Origin of the sequence: Veronia pacifica (assembly GCF_001707825.1) — a bacterium.
GTDB classification, from domain to species: domain Bacteria; phylum Pseudomonadota; class Gammaproteobacteria; order Enterobacterales; family Vibrionaceae; genus Veronia; species Veronia pacifica.
The window spans coordinates 19,196-40,597 of sequence record NZ_LYBM01000014.1 but is presented as its reverse complement, the minus strand read 5'-3'; the positions used below and the strand labels follow the sequence as shown (position 1 = coordinate 40,597).

Below are 21,402 nucleotides of genomic sequence, written 5' to 3'. Positions count from 1 at the left end.
CCCCCATGGTGTGTATAAACAACCTGTTACAGTCGGTTATTAGTCGATAGTACGCTTAATTTCGACAGTCTCGTAAACTTCGATTTGGTCACCCACGCGGACGTCGTTGTAGTTCTTAACGCCGATACCACACTCGTAACCTTTGTTGACTTCGTTTACATCATCTTTGAAGCGGCGCAGAGATTCCAGCTCACCTTCATAGATAACAACGTTTTCACGCAGTACACGGATTGGGTTGTTACGCTTGATGCTACCTTCAGTCACCATACAACCAGCGATAGCGCCAATCTTGGGTGATTTGAACACATCACGAACTTCTGCCAGACCCATGATTTCCTGTTTGAATTCAGGTGCCAGCATACCGCTCATTGCTTGCTTAACTTCGTCAATCAGTGCGTAAATCACTGAGTAGTAACGAAGATCAAGGCTCTCAGCTTCAATGGTACGGCGAGCAGTTGCATCAGCACGAACGTTGAAACCAACCAAGATAGCGTTAGACGCTGCCGCCAGAACTGCATCAGTTTCAGTGATACCACCAACACCAGAGCCGACAATCTTCACTTTCACTTCATCAGTAGACAGCTTAACCAGAGAATCTGCAATCGCTTCAACAGAACCCTGTACGTCCGCTTTCAGAACGATATTGAGTTCAGATACTTCACCTTCAGACATGTTAGAGAACATGTTCTCCAGTTTCGCTTTCTGCTGACGAGCCAGTTTCACGTCACGGAATTTACCTTGACGATACAGAGCAACTTCACGGGCTTTACGCTCGTCACGAACAACTGTCGCTTCATCACCCGCTGATGGAACACCTGACAGGCCCAGAATCTCAACAGGAATAGAAGGACCCGCAGTGTCAACTTCTTTACCGTTTTCGTCACGCATCGCACGAACACGACCGTATTCAAGGCCACACAGTACGATATCACCTTTCTTCAGCGTACCTTCCTGAACCAGAACGGTTGCAACTGGACCACGACCTTTATCTAGGCGAGATTCAACAACAACACCATGCCCCATGGCATCGCGCACGGCTTCCAGTTCCAAAACTTCAGATTGCAGCAGAATCGCTTCAAGCAGAGCATCAATGTTGATACCTTGCTTCGCAGAAACGTGAACAAACATGTTCTCGCCGCCCCAGTCTTCAGGGATAACGTTGTGCTGTGACAACTCGTTCTTCACCTGATCCGGGTTAGCTGCTTCTTTATCAATCTTGTTCACTGCAACAATCAATGGCACTTCAGCTGCTTTCGCATGCTGGATTGCTTCGATAGTCTGAGGCATAACACCATCATCAGCTGCAACAACCAGAACAACGATATCCGTTGCTTTTGCACCACGTGCACGCATTGAAGTAAATGCGGCGTGTCCTGGAGTATCCAGGAAGGTGATCATACCGTTGTCTGTTTCAACATGGTACGCACCGATGTGCTGGGTAATACCGCCAGCTTCACCCGATGCAACATGTGCTTTACGGATGTAGTCAAGCAGTGAGGTTTTACCATGGTCAACGTGACCCATGATGGTAACCACTGGCGCACGAGGCTCTTTAGACGCGCTGTCATCACGGTCAGACAGTACCGCCTCTTCCAGTTCATTCTCCTTACGAAGAACAACTTTGTGGCCCATTTCTTCAGCAACCAGTTGAGCAGTTTCCTGATCAATCACTTGGTTGATGGTTGCCATTGCACCCATCTTCATCATCGCTTTGATGACTTCTGTCGCTTTCACTGCCATTTTGTTTGCCAGTTCAGCAACAGTAACTGTTTCACCAATTTCTACGTCACGGTTTACTTTCTGTGCAGGCTTCTGGAAGCCATGTTGCATAGAAGTAGGCTTAGCCATACGGCCTTTACCTTTACCACGACGGTTATTACGGTCATTGTCTTGCTGACCCGCTTTTTTCTTTTTACGACGACGAGGAGCGGCTTCCTGACTGCGATCTGCTTCGTCTTCCGCTTCACGAGCGTACTTTGATGTCACCGTGTGGTGATCTGCAGATTCCATCGTTTTCAATGCGGAGTCCTGTTGACTCCAGCGCTCTTGGTTCAATTCTGCCATTTTGCGTGCCTCTTCTATCTGGCGCTGACTTTCTTCTTCAGCTTTACGCTTGGCTTCCTCTTCCTGGCGACGCTTGAGTTCATCAGCTTCTTTCTTCGCTTGAGCTTCGGCAACTTCACGTTCCGCTTTGGTTTCATCAGATTCCTCAGCGTATTGCTGCTGTTTCTCTGCTTCAATGCGAGCTTTCTCTTCAGCTTCGCGTTTGGCTTTTTCTTCCGCTTCACGCTTGGCTTGTTCTTCCGCTTCACGTTTAGCTTGTGCTTCAGCTTCACGTTTAGCTTGTTCTTCTGCTTCGCGCTTGGCCTGTTCTTCAGCCTCGCGCAAGGCAGCTTCTTCAGCTGCCTTTTGTTCTTCGAGATCGCTACGTTTCACGTAGGTGCGCTTCTTGCGCACTTCAACCTGAACGTCTTTACTCTTACCGCCACCGCTTGACACGCTGAGGGTGCTACGCTTCTTGCGTTGTAACGTCAGACGAGTTGGAGCGCTACCATCGTCACCATGCTCCCGCTTAAGGTGAGACAGCAAGGTTTGTTTCTCATCCTGGCTTACGTTGTCATCTGCGGCTTTACTGATGCCGGCATCTTCGAACTGTTTCAGCAAGCGTTCAACTGACGTATCAATCTCACTCGCCAGTGCTTTAACTGTAACCTCTGACATTATGCTCCTCCTTTGCTGCGTTTACGCTTCGTCGCTGAACCAGCAAATATTGCGTGCAGCCATAATAAGCTCGCCCGCTTTAACTTCATCTAATCCCTCAATGTCCAGAAGATCGTCAGTGCCCTGATCGGCAAGATCTTCCAGTGTGCTGATACCTTTTGAGGCCAGACGGAATGCCATTTCGCGTTCCAGTCCTTCCAGACCCAATAGGTCTTCAGCAGGCTCTGCACCATCAAGAATTTCTTCTTTCGCCAACGCGATTGTGGTCAGAGCTTCCTTAGCACGACTACGCAGTTCTTCAACTGTGTCTTCGTCGAGGCCGTCAATCTCCAGCAGTTCGTTCGTTGGTACATAGGCAACCTCTTCCAGAGAAGCGAAACCTTCTTTAACCAGAACTTCTGCGAAGTCTTCTTCAATATCAAGATGCTTAACGAACAGGTCAATTGACTGATTCGCTTCTTCTTCGTGTTTTTTCTGTAGGTCCTGAACGGTCATTACATTCAGTTCCCAGCCTGTCAGCTGAGAAGCCAGGCGAACGTTCTGACCACTGCGGCCAATGGCCTGTGCCAGGTTGTCTGCTTCTACTGCAATGTCCATGGTGTGGCTGTCTTCATCAACGATGATAGACGCAACATCAGCAGGTGCCATTGCGTTGATAACGAATTGAGCAGGGTTTTCGTCCCAAAGCACAATATCGATACGCTCACCGCCCAGTTCACCAGAAACGGCCTGAACACGCGCACCACGCATACCAACACAAGCACCAACTGGGTCAATTCGCTTGTCATTTGTTTTCACGGCGATTTTCGCACGTGAACCAGGATCACGGGCTGCACCCATGATTTCAATCATCTCTTCACCAATTTCCGGCACCTCAATGCGGAAAAGCTCAATCAGCATATCTGGCTTAGAACGAGTCATGAACAGCTGGAAGCCACGGGCTTCTGGGCGTACAGCATACAGCAGACCACGAACGCGGTCACCCGGTCGGAAGTTTTCGCGTGGCAGTTGGTCGTCACGCTGAATTGCCGCTTCGGCATTGTTACCTAAATCAACGATAACAACATCGCGGTTTACTTTCTTTACAACACCAGTGATCAACTCACCTTCATTGTCCATGAACTGTTCGACAACTTGTGCACGCTCAGCTTCACGTACTTTTTGTACAATGACTTGCTTGGCTGTCTGGGTAGTGATGCGGTCAAAAGTGACAGATTCAATGTCGTCTTCAACGTGCTGACCCAACTGCAGTGACTCGTCTTCAAACTGCGCTGCTTCCAGTGTGATTTCACGGGTCGGCAGTGTCACTTCTTCTACAATTTCCCAGCGACGGAATGTATCAAATTCGCCAGTTTTACGGTCGATAGCAACACGTACGTCAATATCCGCTTCGTACTTTTTCTTTGTTGCTGTCGCCAAAGCAGTTTCAAGCGCTTCAAAAATACGCTCACGTGGAACTGCTTTCTCATTGGATACCGCTTCTACGACAGCCAAGATTTCTTTGTTCATGAACTAATGCCTCATTTACCTTAAAATGAAGGAACCAAGTTGGCCTTGGCGATATTACTCAGAGCGAACGACTCTTCGTTGCCGTCAACACTTACAGTGACAGTCTCACCCTCAATAGACAGGATTTCACCTTTCCATTTACGACGATTCTGCATTGCCATTTTTAGTACAATATTCACTTCATGGCCAATAAACTGCTGATAGTGTTCAGCTTTGAACAGCGGTCGTTCTAAGCCTGGAGAGGAAACCTCAAGATTGTATGCTACTGTGATTGGATCTTCTACATCCATCACTGCACTCACCTGACGGCTCACTTCTGCACAGTCTTCAACCGTAATGCCGTTTGGGTGATCAATAAAGATCCTCAGGGTTGAGTGCTGTCCGGCGCGGACAAACTCAAGCCCAACAAGTTCATAGTCCAACGCACTGACTGGTGCTTCTAACAATTCAGTCAGTTGTTTTTCTAGTCCTGTCATTTACAAACCCCAGAAATAAAAAAAGGGCTTAAAAGCCCAGTTATCCATCCGAATGGTCAGCTTCAGATAACAAAAAACCCCGAAATTCGGGGTTTAATGTAACTGGACCCTGATGTCGTACATGCTTGTACGACCCATGAATGTTATCGGTCTACACTAACATTCACGGAAAAGTGGTTGCGGGGGCCGGATTTGAACCAACGACCTTCGGGTTATGAGCCCGACGAGCTACCAGACTGCTCCACCCCGCGTCCGAGCGGCGATTAGTATATCGCCACTTTGCTTGCATTTGCAAGAAAAGGTGTTGCCTTATTAAGGCAATTTTGGTGCCGAGAGCGGGACTTGAACCCGCACGCCTGGATAGGCACTACCCCCTCAAGATAGCGTGTCTACCAATTCCACCACCTCGGCAAATTCTTTAGTTTGTCGGGATGTCGCTATTATTCGTAGCTGGTACATCCGTAGCAGTTTCAACTTTCTCTACTGCCGCAGGCTGACTTAAGTCTTCCCACTCGCTTCCAGCTTTTTTACTGTGGCTTGTAAGGTTACCAAGCACCAAGCTGAGAACGATAAATATAGTAGCGAATACTGCTGTCATTCGGGTTAAGAAGTTTCCAGAGCCGCTAGAGCCAAACACTGTGTTTGATGCCCCAGCCCCAAATGAGGCTCCCATATCTGCGCCTTTACCTTGTTGAACCAGAACCAGGCCTATAACGCCAATTGCGGCCAACAGATAAATCACAAGTAGAATTTCGTACATGTTTCCACCTATGTTCCAAATTGTTGAGCCAGCTAAGCTCTAAGTCCTCACCAGCGCATCCCCCAATCGTTGGGAGCGGGAGGAATACTAGCGAAAGCAGGCAGGGTAGACAAGAGGAAAATGCAAAAAAACCTGTATTTTCCGTCCGTTTGCACATCTTGTGACCAAAATGAACAATTACCCTGCCATTCTCCATTACCAGTTAGCAGCTGACTTTTACTGCGTCTGCAATTTCCAGTGCATATGTCTGTACATTTGCAGCGTTTTCACCTTCAACCATAACGCGAATCAATGGCTCAGTGCCAGATTTACGCAACAATACACGGCCCTTATCACCGAGTTGATGTTCAACACGACGTTTCGCTTCGAGTACGGCCTCACTTTGCAAAGGATCGCTGTCACCTGAGAAGCGTACATTCTCAAGTACCTGAGGGAACATTGACATACCTTCACACAGGCTCTTGAGGCTCATCCCCGTACCGATAACACTCGATAAAACCTGAAGTGCTGCAACGATCGCATCACCAGTGGTCACTTTATCCAGTAAAATCACATGGCCTGAGTTTTCAGCACCTATCGTCCAACCTTTTTCTAGCAGTTGCTCCATCACATAGCGATCACCAACTTTGGCACGTGTAAATGGTATACCGAGATTTTTGAGGGCGATCTCCATCCCCATATTGGTCATCAGAGTGCCAACAACCCCTCCCTTCAACTCACCGCGGCGCAGGGTTTCCCTTGCAATGATGTAGGCAATTTGGTCGCCATCAATTTTGTTACCTTCATGGTCAACCATGATCACACGATCGCCATCACCATCAAAAGCAATACCTAGGTCAGCCGCTTCATCAACAACACGCTGTTGTAAAGCGCGAACATCCGTCGCCCCAACTTCCGCGTTAATGTTGGTACCATTTGGCTCAATGCCCATAGCCACAACATCCGCTCCCAGCTCTTTAAATACTGAAGGCGCAATGTGATAAGTGGCACCATGAGCACAGTCAATAACAATCCTCAAACCCGCAAGGCTTGAATCTGAAGGGAAGGTGCTCTTACAGAATTCAATATAGCGACCAGCAGCATCATCAATACGGGTGGCCTTACCCAGTTCTGCTGATTCAACACAGGTCAGAGGCTTGTCTAACTCTGCCTCAATAGCCAGCTCGACATCGTCTGGAAGCTTGGTACCTTCGCAAGAGAAGAATTTGATGCCATTGTCATAATATGGATTATGCGACGCAGAAATGACAATGCCTGCCTCTGCGCGAAATGTCTGTGTGAGATAAGCAACGGCTGGCGTTGGCATAGGTCCGGTAAAAGCAGCTTGGAGGCCAGCAGCAGACAAACCTGCCTCAAGGGCAGATTCAAGCATATAGCCTGAAATACGAGTATCTTTACCGATAAGGACCTTTTTGGTGCCTTGCTGACTTAATACACGACCGGCAGCCCAGCCGAGTTTCATCACAAAATCAGGGGTTATTGGGAATTGTCCCACCTTACCTCGAACACCATCAGTCCCGAAGTATTTGCGCTCTGTCATTATTTGCTCCAACTTAAAGCGTTGCGTCTCTCATTTCCTGAACAATCTTAACCACATCACAGGTTTCCTCCACATCATGAACCCGAATGATTTGCGCCCCCTTCAAGGCAGCAATCGTTGCACAGGCCAGGCTTCCTGCCAGCACATCCTGCGGTGTTTTATCCAGTAGTTTAAATATCATCGACTTGCGACTCATTCCTGCCAGAACAGGTAGGCCGAAATCGTGAAATGACTCTAGTTTATCAAGTAACTGATAATTATGTGTCAGGGTTTTGCCAAACCCGAACCCAGGATCAAGAATGACTCGATCCCGGCTGATCCCTGCCTGTTCACAGGCGGCAATACGGGTTTCGAAAAAGCCTTTAATGTCAGCAATCATATCGCCATAAATAGGATTAGATTGCATGGTGCGAGGTTGGCCTTGCATATGCATTAGACATACAGGCACATCAGCTTGAGCAGCTGCCTCTATAGCACCCGGCTCCTGTAACGCTCTAACGTCATTGATAATGTCGCCACCAGCAGCTGTCGCTTCACTCATGACAACCGCTTTACTGGTGTCTATCGAGATCCAACAATCAAAATTGCGTCTTATAGCCTCTACGACAGGAACTACTCGGTTTATTTCCTCATCCAGAGCCACATCTGGCGCGCCGGGTCGGGTTGATTCACCGCCAATATCGAGAATAGTGGCGCCTGCTGAGAGCATCGCATCAGCATGTCTCAAAGCTCTGTCGACTGTATTATGCTGACCACCGTCAGAAAATGAATCAGGGGTAACGTTTAGAATCCCCATAACCTGAGTTCTACTGAGATCTAATGTCTTATTTCTGCTTTTAAGTAACATACCGCTGACCATTTTTAGGGTATTTAAGAATAAAAAAACCCCGGGCGTTTATTCCCGGGGTTAGTATCAGATTTAAGTATCAAGCTTCAGATTTGTTTTCCGGGTCAATAGGCTTGTTGTTCTTGCTCTCACCTACATTCCCTTCATCAGAAGCACTGTCACCCGATGTATCAGATTTGGCTTCAGGCTTGGGCGTGTCGTCTGAGCTACTGCCTGAATCATTTTCCCATCCGGCAGGCTCACGAACGTCGCGTCTCGCCATTAGGTCATCAATCTGTTTCGCATCAATGGTTTCATACTTCATCAGTGCATCTTTCATCGAATGCATGATGTCCATATTCTCTTCGAGAATCTTCCTAGCACGAACATAGTTGCGGTCGATGATCTCGCGAATCTCGGTGTCGATAAGTTTCGCCGTGTCGTCTGAAACATGCTTGGTTTGCGTCACGGAGCGGCCCAAGAACACTTCACCTTCGTCTTCAGCGTAAAGCAGTGGACCCAGTTTCTCTGAGAAACCCCATTGGGTTACCATCTTACGAGCAATGTCGGTTGCACGCTCGATGTCATTAGACGCACCAGTTGATACCTTATCAGCGCCGTAAATTAGCTCTTCAGCAAGACGACCACCATAAAGACTAGAGACCATCGACTCAAGGTGCTGACGAGACATACTGACTCTGTCTTGTTCTGGCAGGTACATGGTCACACCCAACGCACGACCACGTGGGATAATTGACACTTTGTACACAGGATCATGTTCTGGTACCAAACGGCCAACAATTGCGTGGCCTGCTTCATGGTAAGCGGTTGATTCCTTGACATCTTCAGACATAACCATAGATTTGCGCTCTGCGCCCATCATGATTTTATCTTTTGCCAGTTCAAACTCGACCATAGAAACAACGCGCTTGTTACCACGTGCGGCAAACAATGCAGCCTCGTTAACAAGGTTAGCCAAGTCTGCGCCTGAGAACCCCGGTGTACCACGCGCGATAAGAGACGCTTCAACATCTCCAGCAAGTGGAACTTTGCGCATGTGCACTTTAAGGATTTGTTCACGACCACGGACGTCAGGCAGGCCAACGACTACTTGACGGTCGAAACGGCCAGGACGCAGTAATGCAGGATCAAGTACGTCAGGGCGGTTAGTTGCAGCGATAACAATAATGCCTTCGTTGCCTTCAAACCCGTCCATCTCGACCAACATTTGGTTGAGTGTTTGCTCACGCTCATCATGACCACCACCAAGACCAGCACCACGCTGACGGCCTACCGCATCAATCTCATCGATAAAGATGATACATGGTGACGCTTTTTTAGCTTGTTCAAACATGTCGCGGACACGGGATGCACCCACACCGACAAACATTTCTACAAAGTCAGAACCAGAGATTGTAAAGAATGGTACCTTGGCTTCACCAGCGATAGCTTTTGCCAACAGAGTTTTACCTGTACCAGGTGGCCCCACCATCAAGACACCGGTTGGGATTTTACCACCCAACTTCTGGAATCTGCTTGGATCACGCAGGTAATCCACCAGCTCCTTAACGTCTTCTTTCGCTTCCTCGACACCCGCTACATCGCTAAATGTTGTTTTAATTTGCTCTTCGCTCATCATGCGGGCTTTAGATTTGCCGAAGGACATCGCGCCCTTTCCGCCGCCGCCCTGCATCTGGCGCATGAAGAATATCCATACACCAATGAGCAATAACATTGGGAACCAAGAGATGAAAATAGATGCAAGAATACTCGGCTCTTCAGGTGGTGTACCTTTCACACGAATATTACGGTTAATCAAATCATCGAGAAGTTTCGGGTCCTGATAAACAGGCATGTAAGTAACATAGCTAGTGCCTTCACGGCGCGTCACTTTCAGCTCACGTTCATTGAACTGTACTTCCTGTATTTTATCCTGACCGATCTCTCGGACGAACGTCGTATAATCGACTTGACGGCCAGCACCATCATTCGGACCAAAGTTCTGGAATACAGACATTAGTACGACTGCGATTACTAACCACAAAATCAAGTTTTTTGCCATGTCACTCAAGGTGTTAGCCCCGCGATAACTATAAAGATAAATGTAGATTACTACAGTTTGTAACCTGTAGCCACAATGTATACCTCACGCGACCGGGCGCGGGAGGAATCTGGCTTGCGGATTTTCACCGCTTTGAACATCTTACGAATCTCAGCCAAATACTGATCAAAGCCTTCACCCTGAAACACTTTAACCACAAATGCACCGTTAGGTGCCAATACCTCGCGACACATGTCTAGAGCAAGTTCAACAAGATACATAGCTCGAGGTTGGTCAGATGCCAGATTACCACTCATATTGGGTGCCATATCAGACATCACTACATCAACCATATCAGGTTTGATGCGCTCAAGCAGTGCGTCAAGTACCGCTTCTTCACGAAAGTCACCTTGAAGAAAGCTCACACCCGGTAAAGAATCCATTGGCAAGATATCACAGGCGATAACCTGTCCGTCTCCACCAACTTGCTCTACCGCATATTGTGACCAACCTCCCGGTGCAGCGCCAAGGTCGACCACTGTCATACCTGGTTTCAGCAGCTTGTCCTTGCCCTGAATTTCCTCGATCTTGAAGATAGCACGCGACCTGAAACCCTTTTTCTGGGCCTCAAGAACATATTTATCATCAAAATGTTCTTTTAACCAACGACCGGAACTCGCTGAATGTTTCTTTTTACTCATAATTTAACCTGAACTTTCCCGTCTACAGACATCGGGTTTTTCGTGTTTAGGGTGATACATGTTCAGTTTGATAACAGATGGCGGTAGAATGTCACGTTTTCAACCCTTAGCAAGTAGAAAATCGAGTCAATATGAATCTAAGCACCAAACAGAAGCAGCATCTCAAAGGACTGGCTCACTCCCTGAAACCCGTGGTTTTGATGGGTGCCAACGGCCTGACGGAAGCCGTGCTGGCTGAAATTGAACTCGCTCTTGGCCATCATGAACTGATCAAGGTTAAGGTGGCATCTGAAGATCGTGACACCAAGAACCTGATTGTTGACGCAATTGTCCGAGAGACTCAGGCAGAAAAAGTACAGGTTATAGGAAAAACCCTAGTGCTTTACCGCCCGAGCGAAGAGCGCAAAATCGAGTTGCCACGAAAATAATCAAAGGCCGCGAAAGCGGCCTTTTCTGTATTTTGTCCGCAACATTTGCTAACAATTTTTGTTAGCTAGCACAGAGAAGTTCAGCGATATTCTACGCTGTCTATCTCAAACTCTTTCACGCCGCCCGGCGTAGAAATAGATACCTCATCACCTTCTTCTTTGCCAATCAGGCCTCTAGCGATAGGTGAATTAACCGAAATCAGGTGCTGTTTGATATCCGCCTCATCATCCCCAACAATCTGGTAAGTGACTTCGGCTTCAGTATCTGCATCAATAAGCGACACCGTTGCACCAAAAATCACCTTGCCATTGTTAGGCATTTTTGCCACATCAATGACCTGAGAAACCGATAGCTTATATTCGATATCACGAATTTGGGCTTCACAGATACCCTGCTCTTCCCGGGCGGCATGATATTCTGCATTTTCTTTTAAGTCGCCCAGCTCACGAGCTTCCGCAATGGCCTGAGTTATCTCAGGACGACGCTTTAGCAGACGATCCAATTCTTCCCGAAGAAGCTGCTCACCACGAACAGTCATTGGTACTTTATCCATGAATAACAATACCTCTTAATCCAGAGCACTTACTCTGGCAAAACAAAACCACGCCTAGACAGATGTCAAGCGCGGGTGAAAAATCAATTTTGGTCGAACAGTGTAAACAAGTTCACTCAGCAAATCATCTATCAATTTCTGGACAAGTACGAATCGGTCGCAATCAGCAACAACACGCGATTGTACGTCTCAGAATGTGTATTACATTTCAAAATGACAGGGTTCAAACAAACCGAGAATTGAGACACTTATTCACTGAATCTTATGTAACCTTACGTTAAGCATTCTACCTGAGTATAGTCATGAGACCTCTGTTTTTCGTCGTTCTTTCATGGATAGCATTACCCTGCTTCGCCGTCAGCCTGCCTTCAATTGATGCTCTGCTCCCGGAGGGTCATCAGTTGGCTCTGTCTGTCGTTGACCCTGATACCAATCAGTCAACACATACTTACTCAGCCAATAAGTTACTCCCTCCAGCCAGTACCCAAAAACTGGTCACGGCTCTGGCCGCAACTCTATTACTGCCGGAGCATTTTAGATTTACGACGCAAGTTGCCACTTCGGGAAACGATTTGGTCCTTCATTTTTCAGGCGATCCGACACTGACAAGAGATCACCTTGAGACCCTGATGGCTACCGCCAGACAAAAAGGTATCCGTCACATAAAGGGTGACTTATGGATTGATAATTCATCCTTCGCAGGTTACGAGCGAGCAGTTGGCTGGCCTTGGGATATACTCGGAGTCTGTTACAGTGCCCCCTCCAGCGCTATCGTTCTGGATCGGAACTGTTTTCAGGGCTCTATTTATACAGAAAGGAATGGGGCAACCAGAACGTTTGTTCCGAAACACCATCCGGTAAAAGTGACCACGAATGCTGTCACCGTATCGGCAGACGAACAGAAACGCACCCATTGTGAACTCGAACTTTACACATCAGAGAGCAATCATTACCACTTAAGTGGTTGCCTGCCCTATAGAAAAGAGCCGTTGCCGCTAAAATTTGCTCTACAAGACCCAAGTGTTTACGTCAAAAGTGTGTTGAGAGTGATCCTCAGAAATAAGGGAATAAAACTCAGCGGAAAGATTCGCGTCGGTAAACCCGCGACGCGAGAAAAGCTCTTGGTTACACACCATTCGGCAACCCGCGATATTCTGTTGACTAAGATGCTTAAACGCTCAGATAACCTGATTGCTGACAACATCTTAAAAACCTTAGGTAAGCAGACGTTCCGCGTTCCTGGTACCTTCCAGAATGGTGTCGCTGCGGTTAAAAGGGTACTCGACGAAAAAGCGGGTATTGATTTGCGGCAAGCCGTATTGGTTGATGGTTCCGGACTATCAAGAAACAACAGAATGACGGCTAAACAGCTGACCGAAGTACTCACTTTTATCTATCGTAATCCGCAGCTTGGTATCCTGAAAATGTTACCTGTTGCTGGCGTAGACGGCACACTTCGCTATCGCCAGAGTGTAAGAAAATCTCCCATCAAAGGGCGACTGAGAGCAAAAACGGGGACGCTGTTCGGCAGCTATAACCTTGCTGGATTGATGGAAACGGTAAATGGCAAACCTCTCCTGGTCGCCCAGTTGGTTGCCAATTACCATGTTCCGGAGTCGGAGTCTAACGCACCAAGGGGACCCAGCCCGATTTCTCAGTTTGAGTACGCCCTCTATAATGCTTTGTTTAAATCAGACCTAACCACGCGTTAACGGTCGTGAAGTAAATCGCCATCCCAGTAATATCAACAATTGAGGCAAGAACCGGGCTGACAAGAACAGCAGGATCAAGCTTGAGTTTCCGGGCTATTAGAGGCAGCACCCCACCCACTGTTGTCGATAAGGTCACCTGAATCATTAATGCTGTCCCTATCGCCATCGCAACTGCATAGATTGAAAAGTTTGCTGGTAGTTGTGAGGTATCTGTAGCAAAGGCTACACGGCCCATAATTACCAATGCCAATGCAGCAGCGATGACGAGCGATACCCGAAACTCTTTCCACATTACCTGTAACCATTGTCGTGGACGGATTTCGTTCATCGCCAGCGCGCGAACAACTAAAGTGGCAGCCTGAGATCCTGCGTTCCCCCCCGCCGCAGCCACGACGGGCATATAGATAGCAAGAAGGACCAGTTGGCTGATAGCATCCTCATAGTGAGAAATGATCAGACCTGAGACCACGCCCATCAGTGCCAGACCAATGATCCACCCTATCCGCTGCCAAACATGGCTCATAACACTATTGCTGAGGTAATCGCCGTCTGGCTCGACTTCTGAGTTGATCAGCCCAAGACCAGACGCTATCTGTCTTACTCTAACCACCTCATCCTGCTCTGCAAGTTTATCCAGCAGTACGCGAACCATGCTCAACGGACAGCGGTTAAGAATAGCCACGGCCTCTTGAACAGGCATGACAGCGAGTAAGTGTATTTTTTGTTCAAGGTTATGAAGTAGAAACGCTTTAGTCGCAGCCTCTATTTCATGAGAAGTAGGAGTCTGGTAATGCTCCTGAATGTTTGCTGTATCCAATACTGCCATAGCGAACCTCCCGATTGGCCAGTTTCAGAGTCCCGTAAGGGCTCTGGGCAAAGGAAACAACCACCAATAACGCTGCGTGAAACTCGGATCTGGCATGCAAGCACACAGTGTCCACGTGACAACGCAAACGAAATAACTCGAAGAAACGGGGAAGCCTACTATAGAGCGAGGGAAGATCATTCCGGTCTGCAGAGCCGGAATTGAATGAACAACAACGACGCTGAGGTCTAAAAGTGGCCTCCCTGACAACTCGGAGGATGGTCGGTTGTGTTCATTATTTGCTCCAAAGAAACCGCATTATTGCGGTGGTCGCATTGTAGCGTTAACAGTGATCCAGTCAAAGAAAAAATACTCAATATAACCAATAAAAAAGCCCGCCTAATCAGGCGGGCAAGGAGGTTGTTTTACTGCCGACTTAGTGCCGACTTATTTTTCATTGGTTTTTCTATTCGAGATACTCAGCTTACGCTTTGTATTTTTCTGCAACTCGGGCATGCAGCTCTTGTACTGAACTCACCTTGTTAGGGTCGCAGGCAGTATGTGCCATGCAAGTTGCAAATGCTGCGTTGAGCGTGGTGGTGTAATTCACCTTTTCAAGCAGTGCCCCCCGACGCAGTACCTTAGAGTCCTCAATCGCTTGACGCCCTTCGGTAGTATTTACAATGTAGCTGTACTCACCATTCTTTATTCTGTCGAGAATGTGTGGACGACCTTCATGCACCTTATTGACCAGACGAGGGTTAATACCGGCTTCACCAAGAATCACAGCGGTACCGTGCGTCGCATCTAACTCATAACCCAGCTTTATCAGCTTGGCCGCCAAATCGACAACACGCTGTTTGTCATTGTTACGCACAGACAAGAGGGCTCGTCCAGCCTGATCTTTGTACTCTTTACCACAGCCCATATCAGCTTTGGCAAAGGCTTCGGCAAAGGTATCGCCCACACCCATGACCTCACCCGTTGAGCGCATCTCAGGGCCCAGAAGCGGGTCAACACCCGGGAACTTGTTGAACGGCAGTACCACTTCTTTCACCGAGTAATAAGGTGGAATGATTTCCTTGGTAAACCCTTGCTGTTCAAGTGTTTGGCCGACCATGACGCGTGCAGCAATTTTCGCCAGTGCTGCACCTGTTGCCTTAGAGACAAACGGAACTGTCCTTGCCGCACGAGGGTTGACTTCAATGAGGTATACCTCATTGTCTTTGACAGCAAACTGAGTGTTCATCAAACCGCGAACACCAAGCTCCAAGGCAAGCTTTTCAACTTGCTGGCGCATCACATCCTGAATTTCCTGACTCAGAGTATATGCTGGCAGCGAACATGCAGAGTCACCAGAGTGAACGCCTGCCTGCTCGATGTGCTCCATGATACCGCCAATTACGACTCGTTCACCGTCACAAATCGCATCAATATCAACTTCAGTCGCGTCATCAAGGAATCGGTCAAGTAGAACCGGAGACTCATTTGAAACGCTTACTGCTTCATTAAAGTAGCGACGCAGGTCACTCTCGTCATAGACAATTTCCATTGCCCGGCCACCCAGCACGTAAGATGGGCGCACTACCAACGGATAACCAATCTCGCGCGACTTCTCAACGGCTTGCTCAAGTGCAGTTACTGTGGCGTTTTCTGGCTGTTTCAAACCAAGACGGTCAACGGCTGACTGGAAACGCTCCCTGTCTTCCGCACGGTCAATGGCATCAGGGCTGGTTCCGATTACCGGAACGCCTGCAGCCTCTAAAGCACGGGCCAGTTTAAGTGGTGTCTGACCACCATACTGAACGATGACACCTTTGGGTTTTTCAACGCGAGCGATTGACAGAACATCCTCAAGAGTCACTGGCTCAAAGTACAAGCGATCCGAGGTGTCGTAGTCCGTTGATACTGTCTCTGGGTTACAGTTGACCATGATAGTCTCATAGCCATCTTCGCGAAGCGCAAGCGAGGCATGAACACAGCAGTAGTCAAACTCAATTCCCTGACCGATACGGTTAGGGCCGCCACCGAGAACCATAATCTTATCGTTCTCAGTCGGTGCCGCTTCACACTCTTCATCGTAAGAGCTGTACATGTATGCTGTATCAGAAGCGAATTCAGCAGCGCAAGTATCGACGCGCTTGTAAACCGGGTGAATATCATTTTGGTCACGGAGTTTACGGATCTCGCTCTCACTCACCCCCAGCAACTTGCTGAGACGCGCATCAGAGAAACCTTTGCGTTTTAGTTGGCGAAGGAAGGTAGCGTTTAGACCAGCAAAGCCTTTTTCTTTTACCAAGGCTTCCTGTTTTACCAGATCTTCAATCTGAATCAGGAACCAGCGGTCGATATTAGTCAGGTTGAAGACACCATCTACTGACATACCGGCACGGAAAGCGTCAGCCACATACCAGATACGCTCAGCACCAGCATCTTTCAGCTCATGGCGAATCTTGGTTAATGCATCAGGTGCATCAAGGTCGACCATTTCATCAAAACCCGTTGCGCCCACTTCAAGACCACGTAGGGCTTTTTGCAGTGATTCCTGCTGGTTACGGCCGATAGCCATTACCTCACCGACTGACTTCATCTGCGTGGTCAGGCGGTCATTAGCTCCAGCGAATTTTTCAAAGTTGAAGCGTGGGATTTTGGTAACAACATAGTCGATAGTCGGTTCGAAAGAGGCAGGCGTCGCACCGCCAGTGATGTCGTTCATCAGCTCATCAAGTGTGAAACCAACCGCCAGCTTGGCCGCCACCTTGGCAATCGGGAAACCTGTCGCTTTTGACGCCAAGGCTGAAGAGCGGGAAACGCGTGGGTTCATCTCAATGATGACCATGCGACCGTCTTTGGGATTGATACCGAACTGTACGTTTGAACCGCCGGTTTCAACGCCAATCTCACGCAGAACTGCCAGCGAGGCATTACGCATCAGTTGGTATTCTTTATCTGTCAGAGTCTGGGCAGGAGCGACTGTGATTGAGTCACCCGTGTGAATGCCCATAGGGTCAAAGTTTTCAATGGCACAGACAATGATGCAGTTATCATTTTTGTCACGCACCACTTCCATCTCATACTCTTTCCAGCCAATGAGCGATTCATCAATCAACAGCTCATTGGTCGGTGACAAGTCGAGGCCACGTCGACAAATTTCTTCAAATTCTTCTTTGTTATAGGCGATACCGCCGCCGGTGCCGCCCATAGTAAAAGATGGACGAATGATACAGGGGAAACCCACCATATCCAGTACCCGGTAGGCATCTTCCATCGATTTGGCCGTATCGGCACGCGGACACTCAAGACCAATTGACTTCATGGCCTTGTCAAAACGGGAACGGTCTTCGGCTTTGTCGATAGCGTCGGCAGTTGCGCCAATCATTTCTACACCGAACTCTTCGAGTACGCCATGACGCTCGAGGTCCAGCGCACAGTTCAGTGCTGTCTGGCCACCCATGGTCGGTAGAACAGCGTCTGGGCGCTCTTTAGCAATGATGTTACGTACCACTTCCCAATTGATTGGCTCAATATAAGTGGCATCGGCCATTTCCGGGTCAGTCATTATGGTCGCTGGGTTTGAATTGACCAGAATGACGCGGTAACCCTCTTCACGCAGCGCTTTACACGCCTGTGCACCTGAGTAATCAAATTCACAAGCCTGACCGATAACAATCGGGCCTGCACCCAGGATAAGAATACTTTTAATATCTGTACGTTTTGGCATTCTTTCGTGCTCCGGATTACGCGCTGTGTTGTTTAATAAGTTCGATAAAGTGGTCAAAAAGCGGAGCCGCATCATGTGGGCCCGGGCTCGCTTCTGGGTGTCCCTGGAAACTGAATGCAGGCTTGTCTGTGCGGTGAATGCCTTGCAGTGACCCGTCAAACAGGGACTTATGCGTCGCACGCAGAGTGTCAGGCAAGCTGCTTTCATCAGCCGCAAAACCATGGTTCTGGCTGGTGATCATCACCACATCACGGTCAATATCTTTCACCGGGTGGTTGGCACCGTGATGACCAAACTTCATTTTTACTGTTTGCGCACCGCTGGCCAGAGCCAAAATCTGATGGCCAAGGCAAATACCAAATATTGGTAAGCCTTTATCGAGAAATGTCTTGGTGGCTTCAATGGCATAATCACATGGCTCTGGATCACCAGGCCCATTTGATAAAAATACGCCGTCCGGGTTCAGAGCCAGTACCTCGTCAGCTGACGTCTGAGCAGGCACGACAGTCAGACGACACCCTCTATCTACTAACATGCGAAGAATATTGCGTTTTGCGCCAAAGTCATAGGCAACGACATGGTACTGCAGTTCACCGTCTTCTTTCGCCGCTGGCAAGCCTTCTTCTAACGTCCAAGAACCTTGTTTCCACTGGTACACTTCCTGCGTCGTAACTTCTTTAGCCAGATCCATACCTTTCAGGCCAGGAAAGCTCTTTGCCTTTGCCAGAGCCAACTCTGCATCCAAACTATCACCTGCCATGATGCAACCGTTCTGTGCACCTTTCTCGCGAAGAATACGTGTTAGCTTGCGAGTATCAATGTCGGCGATGCCCAGGATATTCTGAGATTTGAGGTAGTCAGAGAGAGATTGTTGATTACGGAAGTTTGAGGCCAAAAGAGGAAGGTCGCGAATGACTAGGCCTTGTGCATGAATTTGAGAGGATTCTTCGTCTTCGGAGTTTGTTCCGGTGTTGCCAATGTGAGGATAAGTAAGAGTAACAATTTGCTGAGAATAAGAAGGGTCAGTGAGTATTTCCTGATAACCTGTCATCGAAGTATTAAAAACCACTTCACCAACAGCCGTTCCATCAGCACCAATCGCTGTACCATGGAATACAGTCCCATCTTCCAGGACCAAGAGCGCAGACTTGCCCAAGACAACCTCCATATATAAAAATGCAACCAATGCGAATATATACGCAAAAACAGTTTTAAACAATGATCAGTCAATCACCTGAGTGATTTCTGACAAATTGCGCGCATTCTAGAGACAGCCGACAGCACTGTCAATATTTTACGCCAAAAAATAGCATATGTTTTGGCACACACAGACCAAAAACGATCTAAGGTCGCCATAAAACACATTAAACACAATTTAAAACACCATAAAACGGTGAAAATCTCTGTTGATATACAAAAAAGAAATAAAACAGACCAAAAAAAACATAACCGCAAAAAGCAAACGATTAAATGGCAACAAGCCCTATTGTTTTACCCGACCAAACAAAAAACTGACAAAAAACACTCAAAACCACAAAAGAAGTGTTCGCTAGTCACTCACTTACACTCACTAATATGAGGATGTAACAGCAAGCCAAAAAAAACGGCGGGATAAATCCCGCCGCATAAATACGCATTAAAAGTCTTTGAGCTCTAGCACGTCCTGCATGGTGTAAAAACCGGGCGACTTACTCGCCAGCCAGACCCCAGCCCTGACCGCACCATTGGCAAATGTCATCCTGCTCGACGCTTTGTGGGTGATCTCGACTCTCTCACCAATATCAGCAAACATGGCCGTGTGCTCTCCGACAATGTCTCCCGCGCGAATAGTGGCAAACCCAATCTCGTCACGGTTTCGCTCACCTGTTATTCCCTCACGGGCATAAACCGCAACATCACTCAGTTTATTTCCCATGGCTCCGGCAATCGCCTCTCCCATTCCGAGCGCAGTACCTGAAGGTGCATCGACTTTATGCCTGTGATGAGCTTCAACGATTTCAATGTCACAGTAATCGCCCATCACTTTTGCTGCTTTCTCCAGCAACTTAAAGACCAGATTGACGCCTACGCTGTAGTTGGGCGCCATAACAATAGAGATCTCTGCCGCGGCCTGATCAATCTGAGCTTTTTGTTCTTCGGTGAAACCTGTGGTACCGATAATAATTTTTTTACCGAAGCGGCGACATATCTCAATATTGGCGAGGGTCGCGACAGGCGCGGTAAAGTCAATGATGACATCAAAATCGTCAACAGCTTTGGCCAAATCATCAACTAAGGCGACATCCAGCTTACCAACACCAGCAAGTTCACCGGCATCAGCACCAATGAGGCTAGACTCTGGACGTTCACTCGCCGCCTTTAAACTGGCACCCTCAATACTTTCCGTAGCCTGGATCAACTGACGACCCATCCGACCCGCTGCACCAGCAACTGCAATGCGAACCATCTTCTTCCCCTTATTTCCTTTTACCCTGAGGGTTTTGTGTCTTAAAAATAACTAATTTATCACTCTAACGCGAAGCGGCAGCAATGTATATCCTGTAACACAGTAGACTCGCCGCGAAGTCGATGAATTGCCTTCGGCTATCCACCCTTGGTCTTGGCTTCCATCATAAAATGGATATAAAAAAAGAAGCCTTTCGGCTTCTCTTTTTTAACTTACCTGCCGAACCTGCAACTCTTTCGGCACCTCGAAGAACATATTTTCTTCCCGACCAGATAGTTCCTCTACAGACTCCGCACCATATGCCTTAATACGATCAAGAATGAGATTAACTAATTCCTCGGGGGCCGATGCACCTGCTGTTACACCTACCCAACTTACCCCGCCAAACCACTCTTCTTTTACGTCATCGGCATTATCAACCAGATAACCCGGTGTACCCAGCTTTTCACTGAGCTCTCGGAGACGGTTTGAATTTGAGCTATTTTTTGAACCAACCACGATAAGTACATCACAGCTGGCCGCCATATCACGGACTGCATCCTGGCGATTTTGGGTCGCGTAACAGATATCGTCTTTACGCGGCCCCTGTATCTCAGGGAATACATCTCGAAGTGTCCCGATCACTTCTGCCGTTTCATCGACAGACAAAGTCGTCTGGCTTACGTAGTGCAAGTTGGTCGGATCTTTAACTTCTAACTTATGTACATCATCCGGCGTTTCGACAAGGTACATGCCTCCCTCATCACTGGCATACTGCCCCATAGTTCCTACCACTTCAGGGTGACCCGCATGACCGATTAGAACCACCTCCATATGGCGGCGGCTGGCTCTGGCGACTTCCATATGGACTTTTGTCACCAACGGGCAAGTGGCATCAAAGACTGTGAGGCTTCGGCTTTTCGCTTCACGTCTTACCGCCTGAGAAACACCATGGGCAGAGAATATTACGATGCTGTCATCCGGAACCTCGTGAAGCTCTTCAACGAAGATTGCGCCGCGCGCTTTCAGGCCTTCAACGACAAACCGATTGTGGACCACTTCGTGACGTACGTAGATCGGAGGCTGATACATTTCTAGCGCTCTATCTACAATACTTATGGCACGGTCTACGCCGGCACAGAATCCACGTGGGTTGGATAACAGAATTTTCATCGTGCTGCCT

16 protein-coding genes and 2 tRNA genes are annotated in these 21,402 nt (G+C 48.1%); 2 read left to right on the top strand and 16 right to left on the bottom strand.

Annotated elements, in window-relative coordinates:
- Positions 1-39: 39 nt before the first annotated feature.
- The 10 genes from infB to rlmE form a co-directional block, all read right to left on the bottom strand.
- Complete coding sequence (gene infB / locus A8L45_RS09430) at positions 40-2,721, bottom strand: translation initiation factor IF-2 (RefSeq protein WP_068901588.1); 2,682 nt, start codon at positions 2,719-2,721, stop codon at positions 40-42.
- Positions 2,722-2,742: 21 nt separating this feature from the next.
- Positions 2,743-4,230, bottom strand: coding sequence for a transcription termination factor NusA (gene nusA / locus A8L45_RS09425; RefSeq protein ID WP_068901586.1), 1,488 nt, complete (start codon positions 4,228-4,230; stop codon positions 2,743-2,745).
- Between the two features lie 20 nt (positions 4,231-4,250).
- Positions 4,251-4,706, bottom strand: a complete 456-nt coding sequence (gene rimP, locus A8L45_RS09420; RefSeq protein WP_068901584.1) for a ribosome maturation factor RimP — start codon at positions 4,704-4,706, stop codon at positions 4,251-4,253.
- A 174-nt stretch (positions 4,707-4,880) separates the two neighbouring features.
- A tRNA-Met gene (locus A8L45_RS09415) sits at positions 4,881-4,957 on the bottom strand.
- Between the two features lie 73 nt (positions 4,958-5,030).
- Positions 5,031-5,117, bottom strand: a tRNA-Leu gene (locus A8L45_RS09410).
- Positions 5,118-5,124: 7 nt separating this feature from the next.
- Entirely contained in the window at positions 5,125-5,466 is a 342-nt protein-coding gene (gene secG / locus A8L45_RS09405) for a preprotein translocase subunit SecG (RefSeq protein ID WP_068901582.1), read from the bottom strand.
- A 202-nt stretch (positions 5,467-5,668) separates the two neighbouring features.
- Positions 5,669-7,006: a phosphoglucosamine mutase gene (glmM, locus tag A8L45_RS09400; RefSeq protein ID WP_068901580.1), complete on the bottom strand. Its 1,338-nt coding sequence runs from the start codon at positions 7,004-7,006 to the stop codon at positions 5,669-5,671.
- Positions 7,007-7,019: 13 nt separating this feature from the next.
- The gene (gene folP, locus A8L45_RS09395) at positions 7,020-7,853 is read right to left on the bottom strand and encodes a dihydropteroate synthase (RefSeq protein WP_068901677.1); all 834 of its coding nucleotides are present in this window, start codon (positions 7,851-7,853) and stop codon (positions 7,020-7,022) included.
- A gap of 79 nt (positions 7,854-7,932) precedes the next feature.
- Complete coding sequence (ftsH, locus tag A8L45_RS09390) at positions 7,933-9,894, bottom strand: ATP-dependent zinc metalloprotease FtsH (RefSeq protein WP_068901578.1); 1,962 nt, start codon at positions 9,892-9,894, stop codon at positions 7,933-7,935.
- Between the two features lie 50 nt (positions 9,895-9,944).
- Complete coding sequence (gene rlmE, locus A8L45_RS09385; protein WP_068901576.1) at positions 9,945-10,574, bottom strand: 23S rRNA (uridine(2552)-2'-O)-methyltransferase RlmE; 630 nt, start codon at positions 10,572-10,574, stop codon at positions 9,945-9,947.
- A 131-nt stretch (positions 10,575-10,705) separates the two neighbouring features.
- Here rlmE and yhbY point away from each other — a divergent pair, with 131 nt between their 5' ends.
- Positions 10,706-11,002, top strand: a complete 297-nt coding sequence (gene yhbY, locus A8L45_RS09380; protein WP_068901574.1) for a ribosome assembly RNA-binding protein YhbY — start codon at positions 10,706-10,708, stop codon at positions 11,000-11,002.
- 80 nt (positions 11,003-11,082) lie between these two features.
- Here yhbY and greA read toward each other — a convergent pair whose 3' ends face one another.
- The gene (greA, locus tag A8L45_RS09375) at positions 11,083-11,556 is read right to left on the bottom strand and encodes a transcription elongation factor GreA (protein WP_068901572.1); all 474 of its coding nucleotides are present in this window, start codon (positions 11,554-11,556) and stop codon (positions 11,083-11,085) included.
- A gap of 302 nt (positions 11,557-11,858) precedes the next feature.
- Here greA and dacB point away from each other — a divergent pair, with 302 nt between their 5' ends.
- Positions 11,859-13,268, top strand: coding sequence for a serine-type D-Ala-D-Ala carboxypeptidase (gene dacB, locus A8L45_RS09370; protein ID WP_068901570.1), 1,410 nt, complete (start codon positions 11,859-11,861; stop codon positions 13,266-13,268).
- Here the strand turns inward: dacB and A8L45_RS09365 are convergent.
- The 5 genes from A8L45_RS09365 to ispH all read right to left on the bottom strand — a co-directional run bounded on the left by A8L45_RS09365 (position 13,243) and on the right by ispH (position 21,392).
- Complete coding sequence (locus A8L45_RS09365; RefSeq protein ID WP_068901568.1) at positions 13,243-14,094, bottom strand: magnesium transporter; 852 nt, start codon at positions 14,092-14,094, stop codon at positions 13,243-13,245. The genes dacB and A8L45_RS09365 overlap by 26 nt on opposite strands.
- 463 nt (positions 14,095-14,557) lie before the next feature.
- Positions 14,558-17,794: a carbamoyl-phosphate synthase large subunit gene (carB, locus tag A8L45_RS09360; RefSeq protein WP_068901566.1), complete on the bottom strand. Its 3,237-nt coding sequence runs from the start codon at positions 17,792-17,794 to the stop codon at positions 14,558-14,560.
- Between the two features lie 16 nt (positions 17,795-17,810).
- Positions 17,811-18,950, bottom strand: a complete 1,140-nt coding sequence (gene carA / locus A8L45_RS09355; protein ID WP_068901675.1) for a glutamine-hydrolyzing carbamoyl-phosphate synthase small subunit — start codon at positions 18,948-18,950, stop codon at positions 17,811-17,813.
- Between the two features lie 480 nt (positions 18,951-19,430).
- Positions 19,431-20,240, bottom strand: coding sequence for a 4-hydroxy-tetrahydrodipicolinate reductase (gene dapB, locus A8L45_RS09350; protein WP_068901564.1), 810 nt, complete (start codon positions 20,238-20,240; stop codon positions 19,431-19,433).
- 207 nt (positions 20,241-20,447) lie between these two features.
- Entirely contained in the window at positions 20,448-21,392 is a 945-nt protein-coding gene (gene ispH, locus A8L45_RS09345; protein ID WP_068901562.1) for a 4-hydroxy-3-methylbut-2-enyl diphosphate reductase, read from the bottom strand.
- Positions 21,393-21,402 lie beyond the last annotated feature (10 nt).

What these genes read in the sequence shown, in the direction of transcription:
- infB (WP_068901588.1), bottom strand. Translation starts at nt 2,721, where the DNA reads ATGTCAGAGGTTACAGTTAAAGCACTGGCGAGTGAGATTGATACGTCA.
- nusA (WP_068901586.1), bottom strand. Translation starts at nt 4,230, where the DNA reads ATGAACAAAGAAATCTTGGCTGTCGTAGAAGCGGTATCCAATGAGAAA.
- rimP (WP_068901584.1), bottom strand. Translation starts at nt 4,706, where the DNA reads ATGACAGGACTAGAAAAACAACTGACTGAATTGTTAGAAGCACCAGTC.
- secG (WP_068901582.1), bottom strand. Translation starts at nt 5,466, where the DNA reads ATGTACGAAATTCTACTTGTGATTTATCTGTTGGCCGCAATTGGCGTT.
- glmM (WP_068901580.1), bottom strand. Translation starts at nt 7,006, where the DNA reads ATGACAGAGCGCAAATACTTCGGGACTGATGGTGTTCGAGGTAAGGTG.
- folP (WP_068901677.1), bottom strand. Translation starts at nt 7,853, where the DNA reads ATGTTACTTAAAAGCAGAAATAAGACATTAGATCTCAGTAGAACTCAG.
- ftsH (WP_068901578.1), bottom strand. Translation starts at nt 9,894, where the DNA reads ATGGCAAAAAACTTGATTTTGTGGTTAGTAATCGCAGTCGTACTAATG.
- rlmE (WP_068901576.1), bottom strand. Translation starts at nt 10,574, where the DNA reads ATGAGTAAAAAGAAACATTCAGCGAGTTCCGGTCGTTGGTTAAAAGAA.
- yhbY (WP_068901574.1), top strand. Translation starts at nt 10,706, where the DNA reads ATGAATCTAAGCACCAAACAGAAGCAGCATCTCAAAGGACTGGCTCAC.
- greA (WP_068901572.1), bottom strand. Translation starts at nt 11,556, where the DNA reads ATGGATAAAGTACCAATGACTGTTCGTGGTGAGCAGCTTCTTCGGGAA.
- dacB (WP_068901570.1), top strand. Translation starts at nt 11,859, where the DNA reads ATGAGACCTCTGTTTTTCGTCGTTCTTTCATGGATAGCATTACCCTGC.
- A8L45_RS09365 (WP_068901568.1), bottom strand. Translation starts at nt 14,094, where the DNA reads ATGGCAGTATTGGATACAGCAAACATTCAGGAGCATTACCAGACTCCT.
- carB (WP_068901566.1), bottom strand. Translation starts at nt 17,794, where the DNA reads ATGCCAAAACGTACAGATATTAAAAGTATTCTTATCCTGGGTGCAGGC.
- dapB (WP_068901564.1), bottom strand. Translation starts at nt 20,240, where the DNA reads ATGGTTCGCATTGCAGTTGCTGGTGCAGCGGGTCGGATGGGTCGTCAG.
- ispH (WP_068901562.1), bottom strand. Translation starts at nt 21,392, where the DNA reads ATGAAAATTCTGTTATCCAACCCACGTGGATTCTGTGCCGGCGTAGAC.